Here is a 13,742-nt window from a genome sequence, read left to right as displayed (position 1 = left end):
CGACGCGCGCCCCATTCCGCCCGGCATCCGCCGGGCATGCGTGAATTCCTCACGGCGACACTGACTTTTCCCACCGTTGTCTTCAGCTTCGCGCTGATCGTCGTCGTCGCGTACTGGCTCGCCGTGCTGGCCGGTGGGGCCGATCCGGATCTGTTCGACACCGATTCCGACACCGGCGGTTCTGCCATCGGTGACCGGTGGGGTCTGAGCGGGGTGCCGGTCTCGATCATCGTATCCATCATCGTCGCGCTGGCCTGGTTCCTGTGCCTGGCCGGGGCGACCCTGACCCGGGAGTTGAATCTCACCGGCTTCCTCGCCTTCTGCGCCGGTGTCGCCGTATTCGTGGTGGCCGTTCCGGTGTCCGTGCTGGGCACCAGGGTCATCGTCGTACCGCTGCGCCGCCTGTTCGCACCCGCGGCGGAGCCCAGCAGGAATGACCTCGTCGGTCGGGTGTGCGTCATCCGCACCGGCCGCGTCGGACCGGATTTCGGTCAGGCGGAACTGATTTCGCCCGACGGCTCGTCGGCGATCATCCAGGTTCGCCAGAGCGCCCAACATGCCGCCGAAACACCACTCGCACACGGTGTTTCCGCAATCGTCTACGACTACGACTCGGCCACCGAGACCTTCTGGGTGGCCCCACTGGAGGGGATCTGATGTCTACCATCGCAATCGGCCTGGGAGTCCTGGTGGCTCTCGCACTCGTGATCGGCATTGCCGCGCTGTTCATCGTGAGCAGCCTGTTCAAGAAGGTGGAACAGGGCCGCGCTCTGATCATCTCGAAGATGCGCCGGGTGGACGTCACCTTCACCGGCGCGGTGGTGCTGCCGGTGCTGCACAAGGCCGAGTACATGGACATCTCGGTGAAGACCATCGAGATCGACCGGGTCGGCCGCGACGGGCTGATCTGCCGCGACAATATCCGCGCCGATATCCGCATCACCTTCTTCGTGCGGGTCAACAAGACCGTCGAGGATGTGGTCAAGGTCGCGCAGGCCATCGGCACCGCCCGCGCCAGCGACCAGTCCACGCTGCAGGAGCTGTTCGCCGCCAAGTTCTCCGAGGCGCTCAAGACGGTGGGCAAGCACCTCGACTTCGTCGACCTCTACACCAAGCGCGACGAGTTCCGCGACCGCATCATCGCGGTGATCGGCACCGACCTCAACGGCTACAGCCTCGAGGACGCCGCCATCGACTACCTGGAGCAGACGCCGCTCGCCCAGCTCGACGCCCAGAACATCCTGGACGCGCAGGGCATTCGCAAGATCACCGAACTCACCGCGGTGGAACACGTGCGCACCAACGAATTCCGGCGCAACGAGGAGAAGGAGATCACCCGCCAGAACGTGCAGGCGCGCGAGGCGGTGCTGGAGCTGGAGCGCCAGCAGGCCGATGCCGAGATCCGCCAGCAGCGCGAGGTGGAGACCATGCGCGCCCGGGAGGAGGCCGAGATCGCCCGCGTCCAGGCCGAGGAGCGGCTGCGTTCGCAGACCGCGCATCTGCGCACCGAGGAGTCCCTGGGCATCCAGCAGGAGAACATGGGCCGCGAGATCGCCGTCGCGGAGAAGAACCGCGAACGCGTGATCGCCGTGGAGGCCGAGCGCATCGAGAAGGATCGGCTGCTCGAGGTCACCGCCCGCGACCGCGAGGTGTCCCTCGCCCGGATCGCCGCCGACCGCGAGGTGGAGACCGAGAAGCGCACCGTCGCCGAGGTGGTGCGCGAGCGCATCGCGGTGGACAAGACCGTGGCCGAACAGCAGGAGCAGATCAACCGGCTGCGCGCGGTGGAGGCCGCCGAACGCGACCGCCAGGCCATTGTCATCCGCGCCGAGGCCGAGGCGCAGGAGCACCTGGTCAAGGACATCAAGGCGGCCGAGGCCGCGGAGGCCGCGGCCAAGTTCAAGGCCAAGGAGTCGCTGACGCTGGCCGAGGCCGAGCAGCAGGCGTCGGAACTGCAGGCGCGCGCCAAGATCCGCCTCGCCGAGGCGCAGCAGGCCGAGTCGGCCGCCTACGGGCTGGGCCAGGCGCAGGTCAAGGAGCGCGAGGCCGACGCCATCGAGAAGGTGGGCCGCGCCGAGGCGGTCGCACTGCGGGAGAAGGCCCTGGTGGAGGCCGAGGCGCTGCGCGAGAAGCTCAAGGGCGAGGCCGAGGGCCTGCAGGAGAAGGCCGCTGCCATGGCGGCGCTCGACGACGCCACCCGCGAGCACGAGGAGTACCGGCTGCGGCTGGAGATGGAGAAGGACATCGAGCTGGCCAAGGTCACCGCGCACCGCGAGGTCGCGCAGGCGCAGGCCACGGTGCTCGCCACCGGTCTGGAGCAGGCCAATATCGACATCGTCGGCGGCGACTCGATCTTCCTGGACCGCCTGGTGGGCTCCATCGGCCTCGGTAAGGGCCTCGATCAGCTGATCGGCAACTCCGAGGTCGGCAAGTCCGCCGCGACCGCGCTCATCGGCCGCCTGGCCGGGGTCAACGGCCACGGCTCCGACGACGTCCCGCAGGCCAAGTGAGCGGGGCGGCACCACTGGACACCGGTCGCCGGATCGGAGGGGAATCCGGCGACCGGGGTTCGGTCGACATCGAGACGGGCACCTACGAGATCCTGCACGCGCGGCTGCGCGAGCACGCCGCCGAGGTGGCGCGGCGTGCGGAGCTGCTCAATGAGCGCCGCATCGCGGCCTTCGGCGGCTCCGAACTGACGCTGCTGGGCACCGAGCGCATCCGCACCGGCAACAACTGCGTGCCGCGCGATGTGGTGGCGCTGCCGGACGGGCGCATGGTGTTCGGCTACAACGTGTTCGTCGGCATGCGCCCGGAGACGACGGTCGCCGACGTCTTCGCGGTGCACCGCTTCCGGACCGAGGGCGCGACACCGGACGGCGCAGGGCCGAACAACGCGACGCCGAACGACACGGGGCCGAACAACGCAGCGCCGGGGGCCGCGCCGTTCGGATTCGAATCCGCCGACGCCACTGGGCTTTTCGACGATCCGCGGTTCCTCCGCGATTTCGCCGAGCTGTACCGCTACTACAGCCAGACCCGGCTGCTGCAACTGCGCCGGGTGGAGGGCCGCCTGCTGGCGGTGTTCCAGACCGGCCAGCGCACCGACGACATCCGCGTGCTGCGCTGGCAGCTGGATACCGACGGATCGCTGCGCTACCTGGACAATCGCGGGGAGCGCGACCATGTGTTCCCGGCGTCGCACGATTTCGATTGGATCGAGACCACCCGCGACGACCAGGTGCACGGCCGGCATCCGCACCTGTCGATTCTCGGCGAGGTGTTCGTGGAGACGCTCGGTGGCACCCTCACCATCAAGGTCGAGGACAATACCGAGACCGGGGCGGGCATCTACAGCGAGCCCGTCGACGAACCACTGCAGAGCCTGGCCGACGCCGACGTGCACTACGCGCGGCTGGGTCCGCTGATCCTGCTGCGCATTCGACCGTACAACGAAACCGACTGGCGGCACCTGGTTTTCAATACCCGCACCAAGGACGTGGTGCGGCTGGACGGGATCGGGCAGTCGTGCCGTCGGCTGCCCGAGGACCAGGGCATCATCTTCCCCGGCGGCTATTACCTCGCCACCGGCGTGCACAAGCGGTTCGACACCGATACCGCGGAGCTGGAGTACGAGCGCACCGTCCGGGCGGGCAACGGCGAGGACGTGCTGTACGTCTTCCACGCCCGCGCGGCGGGCCGCACGCTGCTGCTGCCCTACAACCTGGTGCGCACCGAGGTCGCCACTCCCACTGTCTGCCACGGCTATTCGATGTTCGAGGACGGCACCATGGTGGTGCTGCGGGCCATGTCGGAGGAGCCGACGCGGGTGCATCCGCTCCAGGTGTGGCGTACCCCGTTCGTCTCCGACGTGTACGCGGCCGCGCAGCCGGTCGGCACCGGCCCTGTGCACCGGGTCGGCAATGCCGAACTGGTGCGCGGTATCTCGGAATGTCTCGCGGTGCGCCGCATGGTGGACGAGATGCGGCCCGCCGCGGCGGTTTTCGAGGCCGTGATCGCGGCGTGCACCCGCACCGTCGACCTGTACCACTGGTTGGGCGATCCGGAGCTGGACGATCCGGCCGCGGCGCTGGCCGAGGTGCGCGCCACCGCCGAACAGGTGCTGGACGAGTTCGACAAGGTCACCGCGCTCACCGCGCAGGCGACCGCCGCCGTGGACGGCGCGGCCGACGAGGCCGCCGCGCTCATGCGCCGGGCCCGCGCCGCCGCGCACCGCACCGCCGACGACTGGGTGCGGATGCTGGCGGAGCTGCGGCGCGCGCAGGGGCAGCTGGTGACGGTGCGTGAGCTGCGCTATGTCGACACCGAGCGCATCGACGCGCTGGATGGTGAGCTCGCCGCCGCGCTCACCGACACCGGCCACCGGGCCGTCGAATTCCTGTCCGGCGCGGACGCTTTCGCGGCCTACCGCACCGAGCTCGACGATCTGCTGGCCCAGGCCGAGGCCATCGCCTCCGCCGCCGCGGCCGAACCGCTGCGGGAGCGGTTGAGCGAGCAGACCGACGCGCTGCGCATCGTCACCGATGTGGTCGGCTCGCTCGACATCACCGACGCCACCGTGCGCACCACCATTCTCACGCGCATCGGCGAGGTGCTGGCCGGGGTCAACCGGGTGCGGGCCACCCTGGACACCCGGCGCGCGGAACTGGCCGCCGTGGAGGGCCGGGCTGCCTTCGCCGCCGAATACGCGCTGCTCGGGCAGTCGGTGAGTGGGGGGCTCGCGGTTTGCGACTCCCCCGAGGCATGCGACGACCAGCTGGCGAAACTGCTGCTGGCCATCGAGAATCTGGAGTCCCGCTTCGGCGAATTCGACGATTTCGCCGAGCAGCTGGGCGCCAAGCGCGAGGACGTGTACGAGGCGTTCGCGGCGCGCAAGCAGGCGCTGCTGGACGAGCGGGCCCGACGCGGCGAACGCCTCGCGGACTCGGCGCAGCGCATTCTGTCCGGAGTGGGCCGCCGCGCCGCCGCCCTGGGCTCCCTGGACGAGGTGAACACCTACTTCGCCTCCGATCCCATGGTGGCGCGGCTGCGCACGGCCGTGGCCGACCTGCGCGCCCTCGGCGATCAGGTGCGGGCCGAGGAGTTCGAGGGCAAGCTGCGCGCGGCGCGGCAGGAGGCCGGGCGCGCGCTGCGCGACCGCACCGATCTCTACGCCGACGGCGGGGAGACGCTGCGCCTGGGCCGCCACCGCTTCGCCGTCGACACCCGGCCGGTGGAGCTGACCATGGTGCCGCACGAGGATGCGCTCTGGTACGCCATCACCGGCACCGACTATCGGGCTCCGGTGCGCGACAGCGGCTTCGAGGCGACGCGGCCGTACTGGTCGCAACTGCTGGTGTCGGAGACCGCCGAGGTGTACCGAGGCGAGTACCTGGCCGTGTCGATCCTCGCCGCCGCCGAACACGACGGCGGCCTCGACGCCCTGCACGCGGCGGCCGCCGCCGGTGAACTCGCCGAACTGGTCGGCAAGATCGCCGCCGACCGCTACGACGAGGGCTACGAGCGCGGCGTGCACGATCACGACGCCGCAGCGATTCTCGATGCGGCCCTGCGCCTGTCGGCCGGAGCCGGGCTGCTGCGGTATCCGCCCGCCGAACGCGCGGCGGCCCAGCTGTGGTGGCGCTTCGCCCTGTCCCCGGAGCAGGCCGCGTACTGGCGTACCCGGGCCGGGTCGCTGGCCCGTGCCCGCGCCGTATTCGGCCGCACCACCGATGTGGACGAGGTGTGCGCCGAATTGGCCTCCGGGATAACGTGTTTCGCCGATGACATCGGACTCGACCCGGTGGACGCGCACCTCGCCGGGGAGTACCTGTTCGAGGAATTGGCAACGCCCACTCCGGGTTTCGTCACCTCCGCCGGAGCCCGGCGACTGCTGGACCGCTTCCACCGCGCCCTCGACGCTGCCTCCGCGACCGGTCGCGCCGAGTTCGAGGCGGACCTGCGCGCCCTCGCCGACACCGACCCGCGCCGGCCCGACAGCTACCCACGGTGGGCCGCCGATCACGCACCCGCACTCGACGGCCGTTGGTCTCCGGTCGCCGACGACGGCAACGCCCATGCGACCGACCACCATTCTCGCTCGGCCATCGGCCCCTCCTATGCGGTTGGCGGTCATTCGTCTTCGGTCACCGACGACGCGCGTTCGCATGACGGCCGCACACGGTCGAACGAGGAAACGAACGACCGCCACTCGCGAACGGCCGGGGGGCACTCGAACTCGACCGACGCCCGCTCGCGCGCGGTCGCCGGCAGGGCGCGCTCGACCGACGGCAGCTCCCGATCGGTGCGTGCGCGGTCGACCGCACCGAACGCGCAGGCGGCGGTGCTGGCCCCGTCCGGCGTATCCTCCGCGCCCGTCGAGTCGCTGCCCGTGACGGCCGGCACGCCCGGCAGCACGGCGCGCTACCAACTGATACGCGCCTGGCTCACCGCCTATCTCGACCGGTCCGCCGCCGATCCGGCCGAGCGCGCCGTCCTCCCCGAGGCGGTGGCGATCGAGCTGTGCGGCAGCGCGCTGCCCCGCTACGATTCCGCCGCCGCGCTCACCGCCACCGTCGGCGGTCTGCTCGGCACCCATCCGCGGATCACGGGTCGGGAGTTGCGTTTCCGGCTCGATGAGCTGCTGGCCCGCTGCGGCCGGTTCCATCGGGAGCGGGTGCCGGGGTTCCGGGCCTATCTGCGGCGCCGTACCGAACTGGTCGCCGCCGAGCGCGAGCGACTGCGGCTGGCGGAGTACCATCCGCGCGCACTGAGCGGGTTCGTGCGCAACCGCCTGATCGACGAGGTGTATCTGCCGCTGATCGGCGACAACCTGGCCAAGCAGCTCGGCGTGGCCGGGGATGCCGATCGCGTCGACCGCTCGGGTCTGCTGCTGCTGATCTCACCGCCGGGCTACGGCAAGACCACCCTCATGGAGTACGTGGCCGCCCGGCTGGGCCTGGTGCTGGTGAAGGTGAACGGTCCCGCGCTCGGCCACGAGGTGACCTCGATCGACCCCGAGCAGGCGCCGCACGCCACCGCCCGCCAGGAGCTCGAGAAGATCAACTTCGCCCTGGAACTCGGCAACAATGTGCTGCTGTACCTCGACGACATCCAGCACACCTCGCCGGAGCTGCTGCAGAAGTTCATCTCGCTGTGTGACGGCCAGCGCCGCATGGAGGGCGTATGGGAGGGCCGCACCCGCACCTACGATCTGCGCGGCAAGCGGTTCGCGGTGTGCATGGCCGGTAACCCGTACACCGAGCAGGGCAAGCGTTTCCGGATTCCGGACATGCTCGCCAACCGCGCCGACGTGTGGAATCTCGGCGATGTGCTCTCCGGCCGCGACGAGCAGTTCGCGCTCAGCTACCTGGAGAACGCGCTCACCTCGAATTCCGTTCTCGCCCCGCTGTCCTCGCGTGATCGCGGCGATCTGGAGATCCTGGTCCGGCTGGCGCGCGGCGACCGCACCGCCACCGCCGACGGCCTCGCCCACCCGTACCCGGCGGCGGAACTGGCCGAGATCACCGCGGTGCTGGGCAAACTGCTGCGCGTGCAGGAGGTGGTGCTGGCCGTCAATCGCGCCTACATCGCATCGGCCGCCACCGCGGACGCCGCCCGCACCGAACCGCCGTTCCAGCTCCAGGGCTCCTACCGCAATATGAACGCCCTCGCCGAACGCGTGGTCCCGGTCATGAACGACCGCGAACTCGAGGCCCTCATCGACGACCACTACCTCGGTGAGGCCCAAACCCTCGCCGCCGCCACCGAAGCCAACCTGCTCAAACTGGCCGAACTGCGCGGCACCCTGACCCCGGATCAGGCCCGCCGCTGGACCGAGGTCAAGTCCGCCTATCTGCGCGAACAGGCCCTCGGTGGCGCCGAGGACGATCCGCTGGTCCGCGCCATCGGCGCGCTGGGACTGCTCGGCGACCGCATCGGCGGTATCGAATCCGCCCTGCGCGCACTCGAATCGACGGATTCCGGTCGGCACCATCGGGCGGCGGCACGGACCACGCACCAGGGGGCGGAGGAGGGATACCGATGATGTACGAGGCACGACTCGGGTTCGATCCGCGGTCGACGGGCATCCTCGGCATCTGTGCGCTGTTCGTGGTCGTCGCGCTGCTCGTCCCGGATATGCCGGTAGCGCTGCAGGTGGTCACGATCGTGTTCTTCGGTGGCGGCGGCGTACTGCTGGCGGTGGGGATGGCGTCACGCAAACTCGCGCTGCGCGTCGACGAGGACGGCGTCACCCTCGGCGGCAATCCGCTGCGCCGACGCGCCACCACGGTGTTCGTATCGTGGTCGGAGATCGCCGCCATCGTCCTGTTTCGCCAGCGCCTGTCACACGGGGCGACCATGCGCTACATCGGCGTCCAGCGCCACGCGGGACTGCCACCGCTGCCGAGCGCCGCGGGCCGGACCGCACAGGCCGCATCCCGCCTCATTCCGCACGTCCCACCGGATGTGGTCGCCGCCAGCCGGGCGATCTCCGGCTGGCGGCTCGATGAGGACCGGCTCATCGCGGCGCTCCGGCACCACGCACCACACGTCCGGCTCATCGACGCGGGTTGACCTGTGCCCCTTGCTCGCCCAGCGGCGGCCGGAGTGGACGGCCGCGAGCGGCATCATCGCCGACGCCACGCGTCCGTGCGACACGCCAAGCGGTAAACATGCACCACGAAAACCGGTTGCGCAAGTCGAGAACCGATGAACCGCTCGGCGGCACCGCGCGTTTGCCAGCGGCGCGATGAGTCGGGCATCTTAAGGGGCGGTGCGCCGGGATCAGGTCGGCAACCCCCGGCTTGTCGCTCTGGTCGGGGCCGCTTCGTAGTGGGGAGTTCTCGTGTACACGCGCACCCCGGGGCCGGTCGCGCCCGTCGCACCGGTGGCCCGGAATCCGCTGCCCGGCATCGCCTCCCGCCCGAGCTACCGCGACGATCTCGACGGACTGCGCGGTATCGCGATCGCCCTGGTGGTGGCCTTCCACGTCTGGATGGGGCGGGTATCCGGCGGTGTGGACATCTTCCTGGTGCTGTCCGGCTTCTTCTTCACCGGAATGCTGTTGCGCCGCACCGACACCACGGGCGGCCCCGGCATCGGCGCGACCCTGCGGCGCACCGCCCGCCGCCTGCTGCCCGCCCTGCTGGTGGTGCTGACCGCCGTCGCCGTCGCCACCGTCGTCGCGATGCCGTACACCCGCTGGAACGACATCTCCGCACAATTGCTGGCCTCGGGTTTCTACTTCCAGAACTGGTATCTGGCCGTCGCGGAGCTGGACTACGCGGCCGCGGATCCCTCGATCAGCCCGCTACAGCACCTGTGGTCCATGGCCGTACAGGGCCAGTTCTACCTGGCGATCCTGGTCGTGGTCGCGCTGTGGGCGACGGTGCGGCCCCGCCCGGACCGGCGCCGCCCCACCCTGCTGCTGACGCTGCTGCTCGGCGCGGCGGCCTCGTTCTGCTACGCCGCCGACGCACCGCAGCAGCAGGCGTGGATCTACTACGACAGCGCTGCCCGCGCCTGGGAACTGCTGGCGGGCGCGATGCTGGCCGTGGTCGCGCCGTGGCTGACGATTCCGCGCCGGATCCGCTGGCTGGCGGGCACGGTGGGCCTGGGCATGGTGCTGTCGTGCGGCCTGCTGTTCGACGGTGCCACCGAATTCCCCGGTCCGGCAGCGTTGTTCCCGGTCGCCGCCGCCGTCCTGCTGATCCTGTCCGGACTGCACGTCCCGGCGGCCGAACGCCCGTGGGCGAACCGGATGCTGGCGAGCCGGTTGTGCACCGAACTCGGCGCCATCGCCTATCCGCTCTACCTGTGGCACTGGCCCATCTTGATCTTCTACCTGACCGAATCCGGCCGCAAACACGCGGGATTCGCCGACGGGCTGGCGGTGATCGCGGCATCGCTGGTGCTGGCGTGGGTGACGACGCGGGTGATCGAGACACCGCTGCGCCGCCCCGCTCCGACGGCTCCGGATTCGTCCGGGGCCCGGTGGATTCGACGCGGCACCGGCACCGCGGTCGCGGCCTTGGGCATCAGCGTGCTGGCCGGCGCGCTGGGCTGGCAGGTGGTGTCGGCCGCGAATCCTCCGCAGCCGCCGAAGCCGTTCGAATTCCCCACCAGGTACCCGGGTGCGGACGCCCTCGTTCGGGGCATCGACCCGCCGCCGCATCCCATGCGGCCCTCGGTCCTGCGGGGCAATGCCGATTCGCCGCCGCCCACCCGCGACGGCTGCATCACCCCCGACCGGGAGGTGCGCTCGTGCGTCTACGGTGACACCACCGCCGGTCGGGTCATCGCGGTGGTCGGCGGTTCGCATTCCGAGCACTGGATTCCCGCACTCCAAATCCTTTCCCGCGATTACGGATTCCGGATCGTCACCTATCTGAAGGAGCGCTGCCCGCTCACGCTCTCCGACCACCCCTCCTACGCGGAGGCCCCGTTCCCGGAGTGCCGGGAGTGGTCGGAGGAGGTGCTCGACCGGCTCGCCGAGGAGCGTCCGGACTGGGTGTTCACCATTTCGACGCGCAGCCGCGTGGCGGGTGCCGGGGACGAGGTGCCGCCGGAGTTCCTGGACGTGTGGTCGGCGCTGTCCGAGCGCGGCCTGCGGGTGCTCGCGCTCCGCGACACCCCGCGCCTGCGCCACGGCGACGTCTACTATCGGGCCGTCGACTGCCTGGCCCGGCGCGGCACCACACCCGATAGCTGCGGGATGGATCGTGCGGCGGCGCTGTCCGAGCGGGACCCCGCCGAGGAACCGGCGGCGAGCTATCCGAATATCTTCCCGATGGATCTCAGCGACGCCGTATGCCGTTCGGACCGTTGCCGAGTCGCCGAGGGCAACGTGCTCATCTACCGCGACGAGCACCACCTCACCGCCAGCTACGTCCGCACCCTCGCCCCGGAACTGGGGCGGCAGATCGCGGCGATCACCGAGTGGTGGTAGGCGGCCCGCACCGAAAGGCCGGGACGGACAGGAGTGTTGCGGTGGGTTGACGACGGATTTGCGATCCGGGCACAGCTTGCCGACTTTCGCTCCCGGCCACCGGGTTCGGCGCCGCCGGTGCGGTACCGTCGCAGCGGCGGCGGCGCTCCGCTGTCAGGACAGCTCCCTCGCGAAACCTACAGGGCCACCGGGTCGCCGCCGCCCCCATGAGCGCGTCAGCGTATCGACGTCGGCTCCCGCTCGGATTCCAGCACCTCGGCCTCCACCCGTGGCAGCCGCACCACGAACCGCGCTCCCCCACCCGGCCGGTCCTCGCAGTACACCCGGCCTCCGTGCGCCGCAACGGTTTCCGACACCAGGGCGAGTCCGATACCGGTACCCACCGCCGCGCCGCGTTCGACCCGGATGGTGGCGAAGCGCTCGAAGATCCGGTTGCGATCGGCGACGGGCACACCGGGACCGGCGTCGTCGACCGTGATCACCGCGTCGGCGCCGTCCCGGCGCACGGTGACCGCGACCGGACCCCCGCCGTGGCGGGTGGCGTTCTCCAGCAGGTTGGCGACGGTGCGCTCGAGTTCGAGCCGTCGGCCCTCGATGGTGGAATCGGTGACGACCGTGAGCAATTCGGGCGGATAGTGCCGCTCGGCGAGGGCGTGGGTGAGCAGTTCGCCGAGTGAGAGCAGTTCGACGTCGCCGCGGTGCACCCCGGCGTCCACGCGCGCCAATTCCAGCATGTCGTCCAGCATCCGGCGCATATGGCTGAGTTCGTCGCTGGTCAACCGCAGCGCCCGCCGCATCCGCTCCGGCAGCTGTTCCTCGTACTTGTTCATGACGCCGACGCTGGTGACCAAGGTGGTGAGCGGGGTGCGCAATTCGTGGCTGACGTCGCCGACCAGGCGGCGCTCCCGTTCGATGCGCTGCTGCAGCGAGTCGACCATGGTGTTGAAGGCGTCGACGGTATCGGACAGATCACGGTCGGCGGTGCGCGGCAGCCGGGTGTCGAGTTCGCCCGAGGCGATCCGCGAAGCGGTGACGGCCAGCTGGTGCAGCGGTTTGAGCACCCGCCGACTCGCCCACACGCCGAGCAGCGCACCGACCGAGGAGGCGACGATGGCGCAGGCGATCAGCAGATTCCGCAGCATGCGCAGGGTGGAGTCCAGCTCCGCGATGGGCGTGAACTCGTAGAACATGTCCCCGCGCGCGTTCAGCGGAAGCCCAACGCGCAGATAGGGTTTGCCCGCCACCGTCACCCGCCGCGTGCTCTCCTCCGAACCGCCGGCGATATCCGGGGACAGCAGCGCCGAGGTCGCCAGGGCGGAGTCGCTGTCGATCCAGGTGTCACCCCAGCGCACCAGCATCACCGTGCCGTCGGGCGGTTCGATGGCCACCAGATCGGCTTCGGTGGGCTGCTCGGCGGCGACATTCTGGCGCAGGATCCCGATATGGGCGTCGGTGAGACGGACGGCCGAGCGCTCGCGCTGCCCCTCCATATAACCGCGGCCGACGGTGAACACCGAGACCGCCAGCACCAGCGACACCAGACTGGCGCTCAGGGCGAAGGCGAGCACCGCACGGCTGTACACACTGCGCGCGGGCCGCCATCGGGTGGTGCCGGCGTCCGCGGTCACCGCTGCACGTCTAGTCGGTATCCGAGCCCGCGCACCGTCACCACGATCCGCGGGGCGGACGGGTCCCTCTCGATCTTGGTACGCAACCTGCGCATATGCACGTCCACAATCCTTTGGTCACCGAAAAACCCGCGGTCCCACACTCTTTCGAGCAGGACATCGCGGCTGAGCACCCGGCCCGGCGCCTCCGCCAGTTCGCAGAGCAACCGGTACTCGGTGAGTGTCAGATGCACCTCCTCGTCGCCCCGCAGCAGGCGGCCGCTGTCCTGCGACAGCACCAGCGGCGGGTTCGATTCCGCGTCCAGCACCACCTCGGGGCGGCCGTCGGGGTCCGGGGCCGCGTCACGGCCCTGCGCCAGCCGCGCCCGACGGCGCAGCGCCCGCATGCGCGCGGTGATCTCCTTGATCTCGAACGGCTTGGTCACGAAGTCGTCCGCCCCGGCCTCCAACGCGGCCACCACATCGTGGGTGTCGTCGCGAGCGCTCACCACGATGATGGGCACGTCGTGATCGCGGCGCACCTCACGGATGCAGGTGAATCCGTCCATCGCCCCCAGCATCAGATCCACGATCATGACATCGGGCACGCCGCGGCTGCGCACCTGCGCGAGCGCCACCTCGGCCCCACCGGCCTCGGAGACCTCGTACCCCTCGTCCTCCATGGCCAGCCGCAGCGCCTCCCGGACCCGGTCGTCGTCCTCTACGATCAGCAGGTTCGCGCCCATCAGTCCATCCCTCGCACCGCCGTCGGAACCAGTCACGCCCTGTCGCCTCCGAATCGCGGAGCGGACGACCCAGCAGCTTTGAGTACCCGACCACTCTGTCGGGAAAACCTTCCGTCGTTGCCGCACATGCCGCCGACGGTTCCCTACCGGAGCGACGCGTCGCAAGGCGGAGCGGTTTCGGCCCGCGAATCTTCAAACAACCGCAAACTAGTTTCCGGTGTCGCCGCAAAGTGGGCAACCCACCATCGACTAGGTGACGCAGAGTCGACTGTCCCGGCGTTCCTACCGCCGCATCGGCGATCCGACGCTGTGGGAACGCGGCATCCGCGCACACCATCGGTCACCGGGACCGCCGGAAGGTCGGCGGCACCCGTGCACCCGTGCCACTCGGCGCTGCACTGACGACAACGGCGTCGCTCACCATGCCGTCACCACGCG

General features: G+C 70.3%; 7 protein-coding genes. 5 read left to right on the top strand and 2 right to left on the bottom strand.

Features of this window, described 5'->3' with window-relative positions; all coding sequences use genetic code 11:
* Positions 1-36 precede the first annotated feature (36 nt).
* From QJS31_RS07810 to QJS31_RS07790, 5 genes are all read left to right on the top strand, one after another.
* Entirely contained in the window at positions 37-657 is a 621-nt protein-coding gene (locus tag QJS31_RS07810) for a hypothetical protein (protein ID WP_282780972.1), read from the top strand.
* Positions 657-2,510, top strand: coding sequence for an SPFH domain-containing protein (locus QJS31_RS07805; RefSeq protein WP_282780970.1), 1,854 nt, complete (start codon positions 657-659; stop codon positions 2,508-2,510). Before QJS31_RS07810 ends, QJS31_RS07805 begins: the two co-directional genes overlap by 1 nt.
* A complete protein-coding gene (locus tag QJS31_RS07800; protein ID WP_282780968.1) occupies positions 2,507-8,047 on the top strand; it encodes a DNA repair ATPase in 5,541 nt (1,846 codons plus the stop codon). The genes QJS31_RS07805 and QJS31_RS07800 overlap by 4 nt, the downstream gene beginning before the upstream one ends.
* A complete protein-coding gene (locus QJS31_RS07795) occupies positions 8,044-8,577 on the top strand; it encodes a hypothetical protein (protein ID WP_282780966.1) in 534 nt (177 codons plus the stop codon). The genes QJS31_RS07800 and QJS31_RS07795 overlap by 4 nt, the downstream gene beginning before the upstream one ends.
* Before the next feature lie 271 nt (positions 8,578-8,848).
* Complete coding sequence (locus QJS31_RS07790; RefSeq protein WP_282780964.1) at positions 8,849-10,951, top strand: acyltransferase family protein; 2,103 nt, start codon at positions 8,849-8,851, stop codon at positions 10,949-10,951.
* Positions 10,952-11,166: 215 nt separating this feature from the next.
* On the opposite strand, the gene QJS31_RS07785 is transcribed toward QJS31_RS07790, so the two are convergent.
* Both QJS31_RS07785 and QJS31_RS07780 read right to left on the bottom strand, forming a co-directional pair.
* Positions 11,167-12,579 (bottom strand): HAMP domain-containing sensor histidine kinase, encoded by a 1,413-nt coding sequence (locus QJS31_RS07785; RefSeq protein ID WP_282780963.1) that lies wholly within the window; start codon positions 12,577-12,579, stop codon positions 11,167-11,169.
* Positions 12,576-13,304, bottom strand: coding sequence for a response regulator transcription factor (locus QJS31_RS07780; protein WP_029929566.1), 729 nt, complete (start codon positions 13,302-13,304; stop codon positions 12,576-12,578). Before QJS31_RS07780 ends, QJS31_RS07785 begins: the two co-directional genes overlap by 4 nt.
* Between the last annotated feature and the right edge of the window lie 438 nt (positions 13,305-13,742).

It is taken from the genome of Nocardia sp. CC213A (assembly GCF_030766805.1).
GTDB classification, from domain to species: Bacteria; Actinomycetota; Actinomycetes; order Mycobacteriales; family Mycobacteriaceae; genus Nocardia; species Nocardia otitidiscaviarum.
This window is presented reverse-complemented; position numbering and strand designations above follow the sequence as displayed.

Excerpts from the sequence above, each read along its gene's own strand:
- QJS31_RS07780 (WP_029929566.1), bottom strand. The coding sequence starts at position 13,304 with ATGGGCGCGAACCTGCTGATCGTAGAGGACGACGACCGGGTCCGGGAG.
- QJS31_RS07805 (WP_282780970.1), top strand. The coding sequence starts at position 657 with ATGTCTACCATCGCAATCGGCCTGGGAGTCCTGGTGGCTCTCGCACTC.
- QJS31_RS07810 (WP_282780972.1), top strand. The coding sequence starts at position 37 with ATGCGTGAATTCCTCACGGCGACACTGACTTTTCCCACCGTTGTCTTC.
- QJS31_RS07795 (WP_282780966.1), top strand. The coding sequence starts at position 8,044 with ATGATGTACGAGGCACGACTCGGGTTCGATCCGCGGTCGACGGGCATC.